The organism is Pseudomonas sp. WS 5010, from assembly GCF_012985565.1.
In the GTDB taxonomy this organism is placed as follows: Bacteria; Pseudomonadota; Gammaproteobacteria; order Pseudomonadales; family Pseudomonadaceae; genus Aquipseudomonas.
Genome location: NZ_JAAQWQ010000001.1, coordinates 184302 through 201973 on the forward strand (window position 1 = coordinate 184302; position 17672 = coordinate 201973).

Here is a 17672-nt window from a genome sequence, read left to right on the forward strand (position 1 = left end):
GGGCAAACCGGATGTGCGACGTCTTTGTCGTGGAGGGGCAACCGCCGTTGGCTACCTGTGGTGTTTAGTTAGCAAGTCTTGCGCCAACCGTGACATTGCCCTCGCGGGCAGGCCCGTTCCCACCTTGGGCGATTGCGGTTGTGTGGCTCAGCCTAGCAATTCACTCATGGCAATAATCTGCTCCGCCACCTGGATCAACTTCTGCTGGCGGCTCATGGCCTGGCGGCGCATCAGGGTGTAGGCCTGTTCCTCATTGCAGTCCTTCATTTTCATCAGCAAGCCCTTGGCCAGTTCGATGCGCTTGCGTTCCGCCAGTTGCTGGTCGCGGGCCAGTAGTTGTGCGCGCAAGGCCTGGTCGCTCTCGAAGCGCGCCATGGCGACATCAAGGATCGGTTGCAGGCGCTGGGCCTGGATGCCTTCGACGATGTAGGCGCTGACCCCGGACTTGATCGCCTGGCGCATTACCCCGGGATCATGTTCGTCGGTAAACATCACGATGGGCCGCGGCTGGTCGCGGCTGACCAGCACCACTTGCTCCATCACATCGCGCCCGGGTGATTCGGTATCGATCAGAATCACGTCCGGGCGCACCGTTTCGACGCGCGCCGGCAGGTCGATGGTCAGGCCGGACTCGTCGATTACCTCAAAACCGGCTTCGGTCAGCGCGCTCTTGAGGCGCCCGACTTTGCGTGGGGTGTCATTGATCAGCAGGATTCGCAACATGGGTGGCCTCCCATCAGCGCAATGCCTGGCGGACGACATCGTCGGCCAGGGCATGCAGGCGGAAACTGCGGGCATAACCGGCCGGGTCCGAGCCGTCCCAGACCTTGCCGTCGATCAATTGGCTGCTGCGCATCTGCGTGTCCATGGCCGCCACGCCCACGGCGCTTGCGGCCTGGCGATAGAGATCCAGTTGTTGCACCTGGCGGGCCACGGCGAGGTAATCGGGGTCTTCCCGCAAAAGGCCCCAGCGGCGGAACTGGGTCATGAACCACATGCCATCGGACAGGTACGGCAGGTTGACCTCGCCCTCGCCATGGAAGCGCAGCGCGTGCGCGTCCTGCCAGTGGTTGCCCAGGCCGTCGGCATAGGCGCCCAGCAGCCGTGGCTCGATGCAGTCGAGCGGGGCGTCCAGGTATTCCCGGGCGCTCAGCAGTTGCGCGGTGGAACGTCGGTTTTCGATGCTGTCGTCGATAAAGCGGCTGGCTTCCAGGACCGCCATCACCAGCACCCGAGCGGTGTTGGGGTACTGCTCGACAAACGCCTGGGTGCAGCCCAGGACTTTCTCCGGGTGGTCCGGCCAGATCGCCTGGCTGGTGGCGAGGGTAAAACCCTGGTGCTGTTGCGCCGCGCTGGCGCACCAGGGTTCGCCGACACACAGGCCGTCGATCCGCCCGGCTTGCAGGTGCGCGACCATCTGCGGCGGCGGCACCACCACACTGTCCACATCCCGCAATGGATGAATGCCCTGGCTAGCCAGCCAGTAATACAACCACATGGCGTGGGTGCCGGTAGGAAACGTCTGGGCGAAGGTCAGTTTTGTCCGGCTTTGGTGCACCTTGCGCGCCAGTGCCTCAGGACTGGTCACGCCCTGGTGCTGCAGGCCCTGGGACAGGTTGATGCCCTGGCCGTTCTGGTTCAGGCCCATCAGCACCGCCATGTCGGTCGGCGCAACGCCGCCGATGCCCAGGTGCACCGCATAGATCAGGCCGTACAGGCTGTGGGCGGCGTCGAGTTCGCCGCTGACCAGCTTGTCCCGCAGGCCGGCCCAGGATGACTGGCGCCTGAGGTTTAGCGTCAGGCCGTAGGGCTGGGCAAACCCCTGGGTCGCCGCGACCACCAGCGAGGCACAATCGCTCAAGGCCATGAAGCCCAGGTCGAGGCTGCTCTTTTCCGGGGCATCGCTGCCGTTGACCCAGGCCAGAGGGTTGTTGGCCTGGCTGTTGCCGAGCTGATCACTCATCTACACCTACCTTCTGTATGAAAAAAGGCGTCGTCATGCCAGGCGGCATGCAAGCCGCGGCAGGTAACGACGCCTTTGTCTGTGAGCCCGTTCCGGCGTTGGCGCGGGCTGCGCTGGGTAGGGCAAAGCAAGGCACATGCCACGGCGCCCGGGCGAGTGGTGGTTGATCAGGTTTTCATCAAGATTGCACCCGGGTGGGCTTTCACTATGGCGCTCTTTCACGCAACACCGTCCAGGAAACCCGGCGTGCTCCTTGATCGATCTACTGCAACGACCTGTCGTGGCTTTTTACGGCGCTGGCTGCTGGGCGGGCTGTTGATGCTCAATGCCTTGCCGGCCATGGGCGAGTCCTATCTGATGTGGGACGAAAGCCTACAAGGCTTCTTCAGACGGCTTGCGGTGCCCCTGGGCCAGCCCATCGTGGTCAGCAAACTGGCGGCGGGCAAGCGCATTACCGGGCATTTTGATTTTGCCCATGCACAAGCGGTCCTGGAGAGCGTGGCGTTGCAGCACGATCTGATCTGGTACAGCGACGGCCAGGTGCTGCATCTCTACGACGCCAGCGAGGCCAAGAGTTCCGGGGTGACCCTGCGCTACATGACCGTCGACCGATTGCGCCAGGTCATGCGCCGCGCGGGGCTCGAAGAGGCGCGTTACCCCCTGCGCAAGGCCGGCGCCCGATTGTTTTATGTGTCGGGGCCCGCCAATTACGTCGACCACGTCCTGCGCCTGGCCCAGTTGATGGATCGCCCGCGCCCGGCGCGACGCGAGGCCCCGCCTGAAGTGGGCGTAGTCCAGGTGCAGAATGCCGACGTCTCGGACCGTCGGTATGACATGGGCTCGCAGACCATCACCGTGCCGGGTGTCGCCACGCTGCTCGAGAAACAGCTCGCCACGCTGGGGCGCAAGGCCGGCACCGGCGCGGTGGTAATCGCCTACCCAGAGACCAACAGCCTGCTGGTCAAAGGCAGTGAGCAGCAGTTGAGGCTGATCAAAAAACTGGTGGCTGAGCTGGACACACCCGCGCATTCCGTCACTTCGACGCCCTTGAGTGCCGAGCAATACGAGCGTGTGCGGCGTGCATTTGCGCGGATCGCTGAGCCGTAGCGGGGTTTGTACAGACTTCGAAAGTTCCTACGCAACACTCCCGGAAAACTTCGAAGCAGCGGGCTTTTTCCTAACGTGAAACTGGCTGCGGGTTTCTATAGTCGCCCTATCTCCCAGACGGTGCGCTATGGAAAATCAGGGCGCCGTGAATGTCCGCAGACAGGTACAGAGGTTTGAATGGTTGTTGCAGTTGAGGGCTTGATGGCGGCGTCCCTCGCCTTTGGTCATTGGAGGTTGCAGGCGGATGGCAGGTTGACCACTGAAGGTCGCGACATTCAGTTACCACCCAAGGAATGTCACGTGTTGCGCCTGTTGCTGGCCACGCCCGGCGTGCTGGTCAGCAAGGACCACCTGCTGGAGCAGGTCTGGCCCCATACCGATATCGCCGAAGAATCCCTGACCCGGTGCATCTACGCGCTGCGCAAGCAGTTGGAGGGCGATCGGGCGTTGATCGCGACCGTGTATGGCCGCGGTTATCGCTTCAATGGCCGGGTGCGGGTGATCGAGCCACCTGGCCCGGCGCAGGCGGCGGGCAAAGCGCCCCGTGCGTGCCCTGCCTGTGGATGGTATGGCGAGCGGGCATGAAACGCGCCTGCCGGCTGGGACTGTTGTTGCTTTGCCTGGGCGGGGCAGGCGAAGCCCGGGCTTACTGCTGGGCCGAGGCCGCTCGTCAATACGATATCGAGCCGGAACTGTTGCAGGCGATTGCCGCTGTGGAGTCCGGCTACCGCGCCGAGGCCATGAACTACAGCAATAACAACGGCACCTATGATATTGGCCTGATGCAAATCAACAGTATTCATCTGCCTCGCCTGCTCAAGCAGGGCATTACCGAGCAGCGCCTGTTGGATGAGCCCTGTCTGTCGGTCGAGGTGGGGGCCTCGATCCTGGCCGGCTTCATCAAGCAGTTTGGCTACAACTGGACTGCCGTGGGCGCCTATAACGTCGGGCCTGGGGCGGGGGCCGAGCGTGACGCGTTGCGCTTGCGCTACGCGCAGAAGATCTGGAGCCGCTATGAAGAGTTGATGGCCCATCGCAATGGATGATCGACCGGCGGTGTGCCATGCCTCGCACGGACCCGCCACCCCGGCTATAATCGCCGCCACCTTTTGCCGCCATCCGAGTCAAGCCCGCCCATGTATACCCTGGCCCGCCAGCTGTTGTTCAAACTCTCCCCGGAAACTTCCCACGATCTGTCCCTGGACCTGATCGGCGCGGGTGGCCGCCTGGGGCTCAATGGCCTGGTGTGCAAGGCGCCGGCGAAGATGCCGGTGTCGGTGATGGGGCTCGATTTTCCCAACCCGGTGGGCCTGGCGGCTGGCCTGGACAAGAATGGCGCGGCCATCGATGGCTTCGCGCAGTTGGGGTTCGGTTTTGTCGAGATCGGCACCGTCACGCCGCGCCCGCAGCCGGGCAATCCCAAGCCGCGCATTTTCCGCCTGCCGGAAGCCGAGGCGATCATCAACCGCATGGGCTTCAACAACCTGGGGGTTGACCACCTGTTGTCCCGGGTACAGGCCGCCAAGTACAAGGGCATCCTCGGGATCAATATCGGCAAGAACTTCGATACCCCGGTGGAGCGTGCGGTGGATGACTACCTGACTTGCCTGGACAAGGTCTACGCCCACGCCAGCTATGTGACAGTCAACGTCAGTTCGCCCAACACCCCGGGCCTGCGCAGCCTGCAATTTGGCGATTCCCTCAAGCAACTGCTCGAAGCCCTGCGCCAGCGCCAGGAAGACCTGGCGGTACGCCACGGCAAGCGCGTGCCGTTAGCAATCAAGATCGCCCCGGACATGAGCGACGAAGAAACCGTGCTGGTGGCCCAGGCTCTGGTGGATTCGGGGATGGACGCGGTGATTGCGACCAACACCACCCTCAGCCGTGTCGGCGTTGAAGGTCTGGCCTACGGTGACGAAGCCGGTGGCCTTTCCGGTGCGCCAGTGCGTGACCAGAGCACCCATATCGTCAAGGTGCTGGCGGCCGAACTGGCCGGTCGTTTGCCGATCATCGCCGTGGGCGGGATCACCGAAGGCAAGCACGCTGCCGAGAAAATCGCCGCAGGGGCCAGCCTGGTGCAGTTGTATTCCGGGTTTATCTACAAGGGGCCAGCGCTGATTCGCCAATCGGTCGACGCTATCGCGGCGCTCCCCAAATCCTGAGCCCCTGTAGGAGCCGGCCCATAAAAAAGGGCTCCTCGAAGGAGCCCCTGGGCCGAAGCCCGCCGCCCGGATGGGGCGTGCGTGGTTAAGTCGTTACATTCTTCAAGGTGGTTGTCGGAATTAAGTGCCCTGATTAGCCGACGGCGTGAAGTTCGTTGAGTCTGTGGATCCCCGCAGTGCCGGTCATACCGTCCCAATTGTCGCCGCGTCCTTCGCGCCAGCCGTTAATCCAGGCTTGGCGTACCGACGGTAGAGTAAAGGGGCAAAGCTCACGGGATTTGCCATGAACGCCATACTGATATCCGCGTAAAAATGCTCTTTCCAACGGATCACGCTTAAGTCTTCTCATAGGGTGTTTCCCTCACTTGTTGACTGTCTTGATATCCTTCGACCTCATCCGAGGCCGGGCAGAGTTTTTCTGCCGTTGGTGTGGCTCGCTGCCGGCGTGGCGAGCCTCTGTGTCAGCGTCGTTGCGGCGCTAACCTGTGTTGAGTTCTAACCAATAGGTCACATGGATTCAATGATCGTTTTGTCATAAGCACGTAACGATAACGATGCTATAGCCATAAGCTGGGATGGCTTTTCGCCCCATTTACAGGGCAAAGCCAGCTATGATGTGCCCTGTATAGAGGATGGGTTTAATCCTTTAGTGAGAATACCCGCCGCTTGCAGTCGGTTATTATTCGACGAAGGGTCAGAATATTTCCTTTTGTTGCACAAATTATCTCTCTGCCCCGGCAATCAAGGCCAATAGGCCAGGAGACCGGGGTGGAACGGCACACATTCGTGCCACGCGAGCGCTCTTCAAGAAAAGCGCTTGATTGAAAACCGAACGCGCGATGCGTCGCCCGTTCACTTATTGCTGAAAAGCCTGGAATGCCCATGTCGGACCGTTACGAACTCTTCCTCACTTGCCCCAAGGGCCTCGAAGGCCTGCTGATCGAGGAAGCCGTCGGGCTTGGCCTTGAAGATGCGCGCGAGCACACCTCGGCCGTGCGCGGCATGGCCGACATGGAAACCGCCTACCGCCTGTGCCTCTGGTCGCGCCTGGCCAACCGCGTGTTGCTGGTACTCAAGCGCTTCCCGATGAAGGATGCCGAAGACCTGTACCACGGCGTGCTGGATATCGAATGGCAAGACCATATGGTCCCTGATGGCACCCTCGCGGTGGAATTCAGCGGCCATGGCTCGGGTATCGACAACACTCACTTCGGCGCGCTGAAGGTCAAGGATGCGATTGTCGACAAGCTGCGTACCCCGACCGGCGAACGTCCGTCCATCGACAAGATCAACCCCGACCTGCGCATTCACCTGCGCCTGGACCGTGGCGAAGCGATCCTCTCCCTTGACCTGTCCGGCCATAGCCTGCACCAGCGCGGTTACCGCTTGCAGCAGGGTGCGGCACCGTTGAAGGAAAACCTCGCGGCGGCAATTCTGATTCGTGCCGGCTGGCCGCGCATTGCCGCTGAAAACGGCGCGTTGACTGACCCGATGTGCGGCGTCGGCACTTTCCTGGTCGAAGGCGCGATGATCGCCGCCGACATGGCCCCCAACCTCAATCGCGAGCAGTGGGGCTTCACCGCCTGGCTCGGCCACGTGCCGGCCTTGTGGAAAAAACTGCACACCGAGGCCAGCGAGCGTGCGGCTATCGGCATGAACAAGCCACCACTGTGGATCCGTGGCTACGAAGCCGATCCGCGTCTGATCCAGCCCGCGCGCAACAACATCGAGCGCGCCGGCCTGAGCCACTGGATCAAGATCTACCAGGGTGAAGTCGGCACCTTCGAACCGCGCCCGGACCAGAACCAGAAAGGCCTGGTCATCTGCAACCCGCCGTACGGCGAGCGCCTGGGTGATGAAGCCAGCCTGTTGTACCTCTACCAGAACCTTGGCGAGCGTCTGCGCCAGGCGTGCATGGGCTGGGAAGCGGCGGTGTTCACCGGCGCGCCAGACCTGGGCAAGCGTATGGGTATCCGCAGCCACAAGCAGTACTCGTTCTGGAACGGCGCCTTGCCGTGCAAGCTGCTGCTGATCAAGGTCAACCCGGACCAGTTCGTCACCGGCGAGCGCCGCACCCCGGAACAGCGCCAGGCCGAACGTGAGCAAGCCGCTTACGACCAGGCCCCGACCGAGCCGCAAGAGCGCCAGTACAATAAGAACGGTAACCCGATCAAACCCGCGCCGGCACCGGCTCCGGTGGTCGAGCAGGCGCGCTTGAGCGAAGGCGGGCAGATGTTTGCCAACCGCCTGCAAAAGAACCTCAAGTTGCTAGGCAAGTGGGCCAAGCGCGAGGGTGTGGATTGCTACCGTGTGTACGACGCCGATATGCCCGAATACTCCATGGCTATCGATCTGTACCACGACTGGGTGCACGTCCAGGAATACGTGGCACCCAAATCCATCGACCCGGAAAAAGCCTCGGCGCGCATGTTCGATGCCCTGGCCGCAATTCCCCAGGCGCTGAACATCGACAAGAGCCGTGTGGTGGTCAAGCGCCGCGAGCGCCAGAGCGGCACCAAGCAGTACGAGCGCCAGAGTGCCCAGGGCAAGTTCACGGAAGTCAGCGAAGGCGGGGTAAAGTTGCTGGTCAACCTGACCGACTACCTGGACACCGGTCTGTTCCTCGACCACCGCCCGATGCGCATGCGCATCCAGAAAGAAGCCGCCGGCAAGCGCTTCCTCAATCTGTATTGCTACACCGCCACTGCCAGTGTGCACGCGGCCAAAGGCGGTGCGCGCAGCACCACCAGCGTCGATTTGTCGAAAACCTACCTGGACTGGGCACGTCGCAACCTGTCCCTCAATGGCTTCTCCGACAAGAACCGCCTGGAGCAGGGTGATGTGATGGCGTGGCTGGAAGCCAGTCGTGATGAGTTCGACCTGATCTTCATCGATCCGCCAACCTTCTCCAACTCCAAGCGCATGGAAGGCGTGTTTGACGTCCAGCGTGACCACGTGCAGTTGCTGGACCTGGCCATGGCTCGCCTGGCGCCGGGCGGGGTGCTGTATTTCTCCAACAACTTCCGCAAGTTCCAGTTGGAAGACAACCTGGGCGAGCGCTATGCCGTCGAGGAAATCAGCGACAAAACCATCGATCCGGATTTCGCCCGTAACCCGAAAATCCACCGCGCCTGGAAAATCACCGCACGCTGATCGACCTTGAAGCCGCGAGCCTGGATTTTTCCGGGCTCGCGGCTTTTTTGCGCTGGTCAAAAGTGGGCTCGATGGCTATAACTATTCTCTTAGCCAAAGTGGCGCCCCTGCACGCTGGTGTTGCGAGTTTTGCCTATGCCGTTGCAAGCCGTCCGCCCGAAAATACTGGGATTTATCAGCGAACAGGCGTCGGCTTGGCTGGTGGCTTTGGTGGTCTTGCTGGTGGGTGTGGCGCTTACCGGCGTACTGGCGCTGGCCACGGCCGACCTGCATCACCAGGAGGTCCGCCAGCGTTTTCAGTTGTTGGTCAACGAACGCTATAGCCGCCTGGAAGAGCGTTTTGAAGACCAGGAACAGCGCCTGGGCAGCCTGCGGCGTTTTTTCGTCAACTCCCATGATGTTTCCCGCGAAGAGTTCGATGGGTTCGCCCAGCCGCTACTGTTGCGCGCGCGTGCCTACGCCTGGGCGCCACGGATATTTCGCGATCAGCGCCAGGCTTTTGAACAGCAAGTGTCACTCCAGCGTGGCATGTCGTTCTCCATTCGCGAGCTGAACGAAGCCGGGACTTTGGTGACGGCGGGCGAGCGCGACGAATATGTGCCGGTGTTGTACAGCCAGACCCAAAGCCTGCTCGGCTCACCCCTGGGGTTTGACTTGCTGGCGCAGCCACTGCGCCGCTCGACGGTCGAGCGGGCGTACCGTTCCGGCACCATCGCCGTGTCCCAACCGATGTCGCTGGTGGGTGTCGAGCCGGCGTATGCCATGGGGGTGTTGCTGGTGGCGCCCGTCACTCGAGCGCCCACCGCGCAAATGCCCTACAACGAACCCTACGGTTTCGTCATGGCGGTGATCAGCATGCGCCAATTGGTCGCCGACGGTCTGCCTAAACCTGCGCGGGACAACCTGGTGATGCAGATTGTGGATACTTCCGATACCCAGCAGCGGGTGTTGTATGCGTCGGACAATGCCCTGGGCGATAGTGGCCTGGAAGCGATCCGCCGGCTGACCCTTGGGGATCATGTCTACGCCCTGAGCCTGCGCCCCAGCCAGGTATTCGCCCAGGCCAATCATTCCTCCGTCGCCAGTATCCTGACCATGGGCTGTTTGCTCAGCCTGTTACTCAGTGCCTTGCTCTATGTGCTGGTCAGCCAGCGTCAACGGGCGGTGCGGCTGGTGCAGCAACGCACCGGGCAATTGCACCAGCGCGAGTACGAGTTGCGCGGTGCCCACGGCCAGTTGCGCAGTGTGCTCAACGCCGCGACCCAGGTGGCGATCATTGCCACCGATTTGCGGGGCGTGATCAGCACCTTCAATGCCGGCGCCGAGCAAATGCTGGGTTATCCGGCTGACCAGGTGCTGGGCCACATGACCCTCGAAAGCCTGCACCTGGCGGTGGAGCTGGAAACCCGTGCCATGCAACTGAGCCATGCCCTAGGCAAGCGGATCATGCCCGGCCAGGCGATGCTGGTGGAGGGCGCCGACAGCCTGCATGAGGCCAGGGAGTGGACGCTGGTGCGCCAGGACGGCAGCCAGTTGACCGTGAATATGCTGGCCACAGCCTTGCTTGATGAGCATGGTTTGTGGGTCGGGCACCTGGCGATCTGCCTGGATGTCACCGAACAGAAACGCGCCTATGAGGCCCTGGCGGCGAGGGATCGGTTGCTGAAAAAACTCAGCGCCCATGTGCCGGGCGGGATCTTCCAGTTCACCCTGGAGCCCAACGACAATTGGCGGTTTATCTACGCCAGCGACGGTATCCGCGATATCTACGAAATCGATCCGGGGTTGCTGCAACAAGATGCCAAGCAAGTCTTCGAGCGAATTCATCCCCAGGACGCCGAGCGCATCCGCGCCTCCATCCGCCTGTCAGCGCTGCAATTGAGCCACTGGCGTGAAGAGTACCGGGTGCAACTGCCAGGTCGGGGCCTGCGTTGGATTCGCGGCGAGGCGACGCCGGAAGAGTTACCTGGCGGCGGTACGCTATGGCATGGCTATGTGTCGGATATCTCCGATCTCAAGCGGGTAGAGGAAGAGTTGCGGGCGTTGTCCATCACCGACTCGTTGACGGGTATCCATAATCGTCGCTATTTCCAGGACCGGCTGAAGGCCGAGATGAGCCGGGTGCGGCGCACGTCGGGAGCACTGGCAGTGATCATGCTGGATATCGATCACTTCAAACGTATCAATGACCAGCATGGGCACGCGGCGGGAGATGGCGTGCTGCAGGAGCTGTGCCGGCGTATCCGCCTGCGTGTGCGCCGCAGCGATGTGTTCTGTCGCCTGGGCGGTGAGGAGTTCATGGTGTTGTGTCCGAACACCGATGGCGTTCAGGCCTACAGCCTGGCCGTTGAGTTGTGGGAAGTGCTGCGCAGTACACCAATGGACGGCGTCGGCACGGTAACGGCCAGTTTCGGCGTGGCCAGTTGGCGGGTCGATGAGGGGGTGGATAGCTTGTTGCTGCGTGCGGATTCGGCGGTGTATGCGGCCAAGCAGGCGGGCCGGGATCGGGTCGAGGCGCAGCGCTTGCCTGCCTGAGTACCGTATGCCGAATGTGGGAGCAGGCTTGTGTGGGAGCGGGCTTGCCCGCGATGGCGGTGTATCAGGTGCCAAATGTGCTGACTGACCCACAGCTATCGCGGGCAAGCCCGCTCCCACACAAGCCCGCTCCCACATTGAGTCCCCATCTATAGACCTGGTGCCGCTGCTGCCAGCTTCGGCTGGCGATACAGGTCCAGCAGCACTTGGTCGAGCACCGATGAAGCACCCCAAGGCTTCGGATCGTTGAGAATCGCCACCACCGCCCAAGTATTGCCATTGTTATCACGGCTGAAGCCGGCAATGGCGCGCACGGTGTTCAGGGTGCCGGTCTTGACGTGGGCTTCGCCACGCAGGGCCGTGGTCTTCAGGCGCTTGCGCATGGTGCCGTCACTGCCGGCAATCGGCATCGAGCTGATGAACTCTGCCGCGTACGGGCTTCTCCAGGCAGCCTGCAACATGGTCGCCATTTCCCGGGCACTGACCCGTTCGGCACGGGACAGGCCGGAGCCGTTTTCCATCACCAGGTGCGGCGCGGTGATGCCTTTTTTCGCCAGCCACTGGCGCACCACACGCTGCGCAGCCTTGGCATCGTCGCCATCGGCATCGTTGCGGTATTGCGCGCCGAGGCTGAGGAACAGTTGCTGGGCCATGGTGTTGTTACTGTATTTATTGATGTCGCGGATGATCTCGGCCAGGTCCGGGGAGAACGCCCGGGCCAGGACCTTGGCGGTTTTCGGCACTGGGGCCAGCACGTCGCGGCCCTGGATCGTGCCGCCGAGTTCTTTCCAGATCGCGCGCACGGCACCAGCGGTGTAGGTGGCATGGTCGAGCAGCGACAGATATGTCTGCGAGCTGCAGCCATCGCCCAACTGGCCGCTGACGGTCACGGTGACACTGCCATCGGCGGCGGTGACCGGGTTGTAGCGCACGTCACCGGTGCACTGCTTGGCGTTGGTGGCCTTGACCTGATTGTCGATCTGGATGCTGGCAATCGGCGGTTCCACCGACACCAACACCCGTCCTGAATCGTTGCGGGTCACGAAACGCAGGGCCTTGAGGTTGACCAGCAGGGCGTCCGGCTTGACCAGGAACGGTTTGTTGGCGTCGTTGCCGTCGTCGTTGAATTCCGGCAATTGCGGCTGGATAAAGAAGCCACGGTCCAGCACCAGGTCACCGGTGACTTGCTGTACGCCATTGGCACGCAGGTCGCGCATCAGCAGCCAGAGTTTTTCCATGTTCAGCTTGGGGTCGCCGCCGCCCTTGAGGTACAGGTTGCCCCGCAGGACGCCGCCACTGAGGGTGCCGTCGGTGTAGAACTCGGTTTTCCATTGATGATTGGGGCCGAGCATTTCCAGGGCAGCGTAGGTGGTGACCAGCTTCATGGTCGACGCCGGGTTGACCGAGACGTCAGCGTTGAACACCGTGGCAGTGCCGGGGCCATTGAGCGGAATCATCACCAGGGACAGTGCATTGTTCTGCAGCTTGGCTTTCTGCAGGGCTTCCTGGACTTTAGGTGGCAAGGTGGTATTGATCGGGGCGGCGGTGACAGAGAGGGCCAGGGGCAAAAGGAAACTGGCGAGTAACAATGGACGCAAGGATTTGATCATAAGAAGTAAGACCCTACTGCATAGGAGGGTGAATATAGCGGGGGCTATGTAAGAAAATCCCCCAGTGGTCATGAAAGTGTCGGCATTATGCCCCAAGGTGGAGCTACTTGTGCCTCAACGATAGCTGCAAATCACGGTTTTTTTTCGCGCTATCGTGCCACCCGTCTTGGATTGCCGGGCAATCAGCGCCTTAAACTGGTAGAGTGCCGGCCGTTAATACTTAAGAGGATTGTTCCAATGGCGACTAACCGTTCCCGGCGTCTGCGCAAAAAACTGTGCGTTGATGAATTTCAAGAGCTGGGTTTCGAACTGAACCTGGATTTCAAAGAAGGTTTGGACGACAAAGCGGTTGACGCTTTCATCGACGCCTTCCTGACCGAAGCGATGGATGGCAATGGCCTGGACTACGTGGGCGGCGACGACTTCGGTCTGGTCTGCAAAGCCACCCGTGGTTCGGTTACCCCTGAGCAGCGTGCAGTTGTCGAAGCGTGGCTCAAGGCTCGCCCAGAGCTGACCCGCGTTGAAGTCAGCGAACTGCTGGACGCCTGGCACCCAGAAAAGCCGATCAACCCGGCTGTCTGATGTCATGAAAAAGCGACCCTCCCGGGTCGCTTTTTCGTTTCAGGGTATTAAAGTCAGGCTTTGCGCCAGTTCAGAATCACCAGCGTCAACACCCCCGCCACAATCCCCCAGAATGCCGAACCGATGGAAAACAGCGTCAGCCCCGACGCCGTGACCATAAAGGTAATCAGCGCGGCTTCCCGCTCCTTGGGCTCATTCATGGCGATGCTCAGGCCATTGATGATCGAGCCAAACAACGCCAATGCCGCGATCGACAGCACCAGCTCCTTGGGCAATGCGGCGAACAATGCCGCCAAGGTTGCGCCAAATACCCCGGCGATACCGTAGAAAATCCCGCACCACACCGCGGCGGTGTAGCGCTTGTTGCGATCCTCATGGGCGTGAGGCCCGGTGCAGATGGCCGCACTGATGGCTGCCAGGTTGATGCCGTGGGAGCCGAACGGTGCCAGCACCAGCGAGGCCAGGCCGGTGGCGGTGATCAGTGGCGAGGCCGGTACATCGTAGCCATCGGCGCGCAACACCGCGACCCCCGGCATGTTCTGCGAAGTCATCGCCACCACGAACAGCGGAATACCGATGCTGATGGTCGCCGCCAGGGAGAAGTGCGGCGTGGTCCACACCGGCGTCGCCACTTCCAGGCTGAACCCGCTGAAATCCAGGAGCCCCATCAGCCCGGACAAGGCGGTGCCGATCAGCAGCGCCGCCAGCACCGCATACCGGGGCGACAGGCGCTTGATGATCAGGTAGGTAAAGAACATGCCCAGTACCAGGGCGGTGCGGTGCTGCGCGGCGACGAAAATCTCGCTGCCGATCTTGAACAGAATCCCGGCCAGCAGCGCGGCGGCCAGCGAGGCGGGGATCTTCCTCACCAGTTTCTCAAAGCTGCCGGTGAGGCCGCAGATCGTCACCAGCACCGCGCAGGTGATGTAGGCGCCAATGGCCTCGCCATAGCTGACCCCGCCCAGGCTGGTAATCAGCAGCGCCGCACCGGGAGTCGACCAGGCAATGGTGATGGGCGTGCGGTAGCGCAGGGACAGGCCGATGCTGCACACCGCCATGCCGATGGAGATCGCCCAGATCCACGAGGAGATTTGCCCGGTGGTCAGGCCGGCAGCCTGGCCGGCCTGGAACATCAGCACCAGCGAACTGGTGTAGCCGGTCATCATGGCGATGAAGCCGGCGACAATGGCCGAGGGCGAAGTGTCGGCCAGTGGGCGCAGGGGCGCCTGGGTCGCGTCGGTCATGGGGCGGTGTTCCTTGTACCTGGGAAATCGTGGAATCAAGCCTAAACTCAAACGTAACTGACTGTTGCAATACAGCCGGCCGCGCAAACAGCCGTACAGTGTGTTGGCGCAACGGGTTGTGTACAATGTGCGCTGTTTTTACGCGATACTTGCCAGCGACCCGCTATACCCTTATTACAGTCAACGTCAATTCGCCGCCGTTCTCCCGACCCGAGTGCCCATGAACGAACAGTTGCAGCCCCTCAAGAAACAGCCGCGAGCCGGTAAGGCCGGTCGCAGTGGAACCCAGGACGATATCGTCTACGCGCATATCTTCGAGGCCATCCTCGAACAACGCCTGGCGCCCGGTACCAAATTGAGTGAAGAAGCACTGGGCGAGATCTTTGGCGTCAGCCGCACCATCATCCGCCGCGCCTTGTCGCGCCTGGCCCATGAAGGCGTGGTGTTGTTGCGCCCCAATCGGGGTGCGGTCGTGGCCAGCCCAAGTGTCGAGGAAGCCCGCCAGGTATTCCTCGCCCGGCGCCTGGTCGAGCGGGCTATCACCGAACTGGCGGTGCAGCATGCCTCCACCGAAGAGTTGGCCGAGTTGCGGCAGATGGTCAATGACGAGCGCGACAGCTTCTCCCGTGGCGATCGTGGCGCGGGTATCCGGCTCTCTGGCGAGTTCCACCTCAAACTGGCCGAGGCGGCGAAGAATGCCCCGCTGATCAGCTTCCAACGCAGCCTGGTGTCCCAGACTTCGCTGATCATCGCCCAGTATGAAAGCGGCAACCGCTCACACTGTTCCTACGACGAGCACACCCAGTTGATCGATGCCATCGAAGCCCGGGACGTGGGGCTGGCGGTGAACCTGATGATGCATCACATGGATCATATCGACAGCAAGCTCAACCTCGATGAGGAAAGCGCGTCGGATGATTTGCATGCGGTGTTCTCGCATTTGCTGCAGACCAAGAAGCCGGGCCGCTCCTCGATCAAGCTGTAAACCCGATCAAACTGTGTAGGCGCTGGCTTGCCAGCGATGCAGGCACCGCGGTGTATCTGTTCACCGCGGTGATGCTATCGCTGGCAAGCCAGCTCCTACAGGGTTTTGTGGTGTTCTTTGGGTCAGCGTTGGTGTACCAGATTGCCCGCCGCATACGTCTGCATCACCGCCCGATCATCCCCCAGTGTCATCAATACAAACAACGTCTCGGCAATGTTCTTGGCCTGCTTCAGGCGATAGCTGAGCAGTGGCGTGGCGTTGTAGTCCAGGACCAGGAAGTCGGCATCGGTGCCCGGCTGCAACGTGCCGATCTTGTCTTCCAGGCGCAGCGCTTTGGCACCGCCCAGGGTCGCCAGGTACAACGATTTGAACGGGCTCAACCGCGCGCCCTGCAATTGCATGACCTTGTAGGCCTCGTTCAGGGTCTGCAGCAGCGAGAAACTGGTGCCACCCCCCACGTCCGTGCCCAGGCCCACATTGAGTTGGTGCTTCTCGGCCATCGGCAGGTTGAACAGGCCGCTGCCGAGGAAGAAGTTCGACGTCGGGCAGAACGCCACTGCTGAACCCGCTTGCGCCAGTCGCGCGCATTCGTCGTCGCACAGGTGCACGCCATGGGCGAATACCGAACGTTCCCCCAGCAGCTTGTAGTGGTCGTACACGTCCAGGTAGCCGCTGCGCTCCGGGAACAGCTCCTTGACCCATTGCACTTCCTGCAGGTTTTCACTGATGTGCGTCTGCATGTACAGGTCCGGGTATTCCCCCAGCAATTGCCCGGCGAGGGTCAACTGTTCCGGTGTGCTGGTAGGCGCGAAGCGCGGGGTCACGGCGTAGTGCAAACGGCCCTTGCCGTGCCAGCGCTCGATCAGCGCCTTGCTCTCCTGGTAGCCGGACTCGGCGGTGTCGGTCAGGTAGTCCGGCGCATTGCGGTCCATCATCACCTTGCCGGCGATCATGCGCAGGTCGAGTTTCTCGGCGGCTTCAAAGAATGAGTTGACCGATTGCGGGTGCACGCTGCCGAACACCAGGGCGGTGGTGGTGCCGTTGCGCAGCAGTTCCTTGATAAAGATATCCGCCACTTCTTCGGCGTGGGCCTTGTCGGCGAACTGGCTTTCGCAAGGGAAGGTATAGGTGTTGAGCCAATCCAGCAGTTGTTCGCCGTAGGCCCCGACCATGCCGGTTTGCGGCAGGTGGATATGGGTGTCGATCAGGCCGGGGGTGATCAGCGCGTCCTGGTAATGGGTGATTTCGATATCGGCCGCCAGCGTCGGCAGCAAGTCGCTGGCATGCCCCAGGGCGCTGATCTGGCCGTTGTCGATCACCAGCAGGCCGTCTTCGAAATACTCGTAGGAGGCGTCGATCCCAACCACGGCAGGGTCGGCGAGGCTGTGCAGGATGGCGGCGCGGTAGGCTTTGCGAGTCAAAGGCATGGTCGTCTCAATTGATAGCTTGGCTGCGGCGCGAGGCCGGCAGCAGTTTGGCAATGGGTTCGGCACTCGCGGTGTGCTGGCCGAAATTGGCGTTATAGGTGGCGATGATCTCGCCGGCGATGGAAATGGCGATTTCCACCGGCAATTTGCCCTTCACCTCGGTGAGGCCCATGGGGCAGCGCATGCGTTGTAACTGCGCGGCCTCGAAGCCGCGCTCACGCAGGCGGTGTTCAAACTTGACGCGTTTGGTCTGCGAGCCGATCAGGCCAAAGTAGGCAAAATCATTGCGCTTGAGCAGGGCGGCGGTGAGTTCCAGGTCCAGCGCGTGATTGTGGGTCATGACGATGCAGTAACTGCCCGCCGGCAGGTCGGCAATTTCATCGACCGGCTCTTCGCTGACGATTTTACGCACGCCCTGGGGGATGTGCTCCGGGAATTCCTGTTCCCGCGAGTCGATCCAGCGCACCCGGCATGGCAGGCTGGCCAGCAGTGGCACCAGCGCGCGGCCGACATGGCCGGCGCCGAATACGGCAATCTGCGCCTGCACCTGGCCCATGGGCTCAAACAGCAGCACAGTCACGCCGCCGCAGCACTGGCCGAGGCTGGCCCCCAGGCTGAAGCGCTCCAGATGGGTGTTGTGCTGACCGCTGGCGAGCATCTCGCGGGCGATCTGCATCGCTTTGTATTCCAGGTGGCCGCCGCCGATGGTGTCGAAGGTCCGGGCGGCACTGATCACCATCTTGGAACCGGCGTTGCGCGGCGTGGAGCCGAGTTCTTCGATGATGGTCACCAGCACGCAGGGTTCACCCTGGTGTTGCAGGTCGGCGAGGGCGCTGATCCAGTTGTTCATGTCTACCTCAACATTTCTGTTGTCAGTTCGGCCGTCTTCGCGGGCAAGCCCACT

The 17672-nt window shown here is 61.8% G+C and carries 15 protein-coding genes; 8 read left to right on the top strand and 7 right to left on the bottom strand.

Annotation, left to right across the window (positions count from 1 at the left end):
* Positions 1-147: 147 nt before the first annotated feature.
* Positions 148-723, bottom strand: a complete 576-nt coding sequence (locus tag HBO11_RS00810) for an ANTAR domain-containing protein (protein ID WP_038442299.1) — start codon at positions 721-723, stop codon at positions 148-150.
* Between the two features lie 13 nt (positions 724-736).
* Positions 737-1963, bottom strand: coding sequence for a CmpA/NrtA family ABC transporter substrate-binding protein (locus tag HBO11_RS00815; protein WP_169954235.1), 1227 nt, complete (start codon positions 1961-1963; stop codon positions 737-739).
* Between the two features lie 246 nt (positions 1964-2209).
* Between HBO11_RS00815 and HBO11_RS28775 the strand changes: the two genes are divergently transcribed.
* The 4 genes from HBO11_RS28775 (at position 2210) to HBO11_RS00835 (ending at position 5232) form a co-directional block, all read left to right on the top strand.
* The gene (locus tag HBO11_RS28775; protein WP_346266493.1) at positions 2210-3070 is read left to right on the top strand and encodes a secretin N-terminal domain-containing protein; all 861 of its coding nucleotides are present in this window, start codon (positions 2210-2212) and stop codon (positions 3068-3070) included.
* A 177-nt stretch (positions 3071-3247) separates the two neighbouring features.
* Positions 3248-3655 (top strand): winged helix-turn-helix domain-containing protein, encoded by a 408-nt coding sequence (locus tag HBO11_RS00825; RefSeq protein ID WP_169954233.1) that lies wholly within the window; start codon positions 3248-3250, stop codon positions 3653-3655.
* Positions 3652-4116 (top strand): transglycosylase SLT domain-containing protein, encoded by a 465-nt coding sequence (locus HBO11_RS00830; RefSeq protein ID WP_169954232.1) that lies wholly within the window; start codon positions 3652-3654, stop codon positions 4114-4116. Before HBO11_RS00825 ends, HBO11_RS00830 begins: the two co-directional genes overlap by 4 nt.
* A 90-nt stretch (positions 4117-4206) precedes the next feature.
* On the top strand, positions 4207-5232 hold the full coding sequence (locus tag HBO11_RS00835; protein WP_169954231.1) for a quinone-dependent dihydroorotate dehydrogenase: 1026 nt from the start codon (positions 4207-4209) through the stop codon (positions 5230-5232).
* Positions 5233-5365: 133 nt separating this feature from the next.
* Here HBO11_RS00835 and HBO11_RS00840 read toward each other — a convergent pair whose 3' ends face one another.
* Positions 5366-5581: a ribosome modulation factor gene (locus tag HBO11_RS00840; protein ID WP_002553055.1), complete on the bottom strand. Its 216-nt coding sequence runs from the start codon at positions 5579-5581 to the stop codon at positions 5366-5368.
* A 533-nt stretch (positions 5582-6114) separates the two neighbouring features.
* Here HBO11_RS00840 and rlmKL point away from each other — a divergent pair.
* Together rlmKL and HBO11_RS00850 are read left to right on the top strand one after the other, a co-directional pair.
* Positions 6115-8385 carry a bifunctional 23S rRNA (guanine(2069)-N(7))-methyltransferase RlmK/23S rRNA (guanine(2445)-N(2))-methyltransferase RlmL gene (gene rlmKL / locus HBO11_RS00845; protein ID WP_057439518.1) on the top strand — a complete coding sequence of 757 codons (2271 nt, stop codon included), beginning with the start codon at positions 6115-6117 and terminating at the stop codon, positions 8383-8385.
* A gap of 135 nt (positions 8386-8520) precedes the next feature.
* Complete coding sequence (locus HBO11_RS00850) at positions 8521-10920, top strand: GGDEF domain-containing protein (RefSeq protein ID WP_169954230.1); 2400 nt, start codon at positions 8521-8523, stop codon at positions 10918-10920.
* Between the two features lie 149 nt (positions 10921-11069).
* Here the strand turns inward: HBO11_RS00850 and dacB are convergent, their stop codons facing one another.
* On the bottom strand, positions 11070-12530 hold the full coding sequence (dacB, locus tag HBO11_RS00855) for a D-alanyl-D-alanine carboxypeptidase/D-alanyl-D-alanine-endopeptidase (protein ID WP_029298225.1): 1461 nt from the start codon (positions 12528-12530) through the stop codon (positions 11070-11072).
* Positions 12531-12767: 237 nt separating this feature from the next.
* On the opposite strand from dacB, the gene HBO11_RS00860 reads away from it, so the two are divergent.
* Entirely contained in the window at positions 12768-13112 is a 345-nt protein-coding gene (locus HBO11_RS00860; protein WP_169954229.1) for a YggL family protein, read from the top strand.
* Between the two features lie 53 nt (positions 13113-13165).
* Here the strand turns inward: HBO11_RS00860 and HBO11_RS00865 are convergent, their stop codons facing one another.
* Positions 13166-14356 carry a benzoate/H(+) symporter BenE family transporter gene (locus HBO11_RS00865; RefSeq protein WP_169954228.1) on the bottom strand — a complete coding sequence of 397 codons (1191 nt, stop codon included), beginning with the start codon at positions 14354-14356 and terminating at the stop codon, positions 13166-13168.
* A gap of 220 nt (positions 14357-14576) precedes the next feature.
* On the opposite strand from HBO11_RS00865, the gene HBO11_RS00870 reads away from it, so the two are divergent.
* Entirely contained in the window at positions 14577-15341 is a 765-nt protein-coding gene (locus HBO11_RS00870) for a GntR family transcriptional regulator (RefSeq protein ID WP_057439513.1), read from the top strand.
* A 122-nt stretch (positions 15342-15463) separates the two neighbouring features.
* On the opposite strand, the gene guaD is transcribed toward HBO11_RS00870, so the two are convergent.
* Positions 15464-16768, bottom strand: a complete 1305-nt coding sequence (guaD, locus tag HBO11_RS00875) for a guanine deaminase (protein ID WP_169954227.1) — start codon at positions 16766-16768, stop codon at positions 15464-15466.
* Between the two features lie 7 nt (positions 16769-16775).
* Positions 16776-17618, bottom strand: coding sequence for a xanthine dehydrogenase accessory protein XdhC (gene xdhC / locus HBO11_RS00880; RefSeq protein ID WP_169954226.1), 843 nt, complete (start codon positions 17616-17618; stop codon positions 16776-16778).
* Positions 17619-17672: the final 54 nt, after the last annotated feature.

Excerpts from the sequence above, each read along its gene's own strand:
- HBO11_RS00810 (WP_038442299.1), bottom strand. The coding sequence starts at position 723 with ATGTTGCGAATCCTGCTGATCAATGACACCCCACGCAAAGTCGGGCGC.
- HBO11_RS00815 (WP_169954235.1), bottom strand. The coding sequence starts at position 1,963 with ATGAGTGATCAGCTCGGCAACAGCCAGGCCAACAACCCTCTGGCCTGG.
- HBO11_RS00825 (WP_169954233.1), top strand. The coding sequence starts at position 3,248 with ATGGTTGTTGCAGTTGAGGGCTTGATGGCGGCGTCCCTCGCCTTTGGT.
- HBO11_RS00830 (WP_169954232.1), top strand. The coding sequence starts at position 3,652 with ATGAAACGCGCCTGCCGGCTGGGACTGTTGTTGCTTTGCCTGGGCGGG.
- HBO11_RS00835 (WP_169954231.1), top strand. The coding sequence starts at position 4,207 with ATGTATACCCTGGCCCGCCAGCTGTTGTTCAAACTCTCCCCGGAAACT.
- HBO11_RS00840 (WP_002553055.1), bottom strand. The coding sequence starts at position 5,581 with ATGAGAAGACTTAAGCGTGATCCGTTGGAAAGAGCATTTTTACGCGGA.
- rlmKL (WP_057439518.1), top strand. The coding sequence starts at position 6,115 with ATGTCGGACCGTTACGAACTCTTCCTCACTTGCCCCAAGGGCCTCGAA.
- HBO11_RS00850 (WP_169954230.1), top strand. The coding sequence starts at position 8,521 with ATGCCGTTGCAAGCCGTCCGCCCGAAAATACTGGGATTTATCAGCGAA.
- dacB (WP_029298225.1), bottom strand. The coding sequence starts at position 12,530 with ATGATCAAATCCTTGCGTCCATTGTTACTCGCCAGTTTCCTTTTGCCC.
- HBO11_RS00860 (WP_169954229.1), top strand. The coding sequence starts at position 12,768 with ATGGCGACTAACCGTTCCCGGCGTCTGCGCAAAAAACTGTGCGTTGAT.
- HBO11_RS00865 (WP_169954228.1), bottom strand. The coding sequence starts at position 14,356 with ATGACCGACGCGACCCAGGCGCCCCTGCGCCCACTGGCCGACACTTCG.
- HBO11_RS00870 (WP_057439513.1), top strand. The coding sequence starts at position 14,577 with ATGAACGAACAGTTGCAGCCCCTCAAGAAACAGCCGCGAGCCGGTAAG.
- guaD (WP_169954227.1), bottom strand. The coding sequence starts at position 16,768 with ATGCCTTTGACTCGCAAAGCCTACCGCGCCGCCATCCTGCACAGCCTC.
- xdhC (WP_169954226.1), bottom strand. The coding sequence starts at position 17,618 with ATGAACAACTGGATCAGCGCCCTCGCCGACCTGCAACACCAGGGTGAA.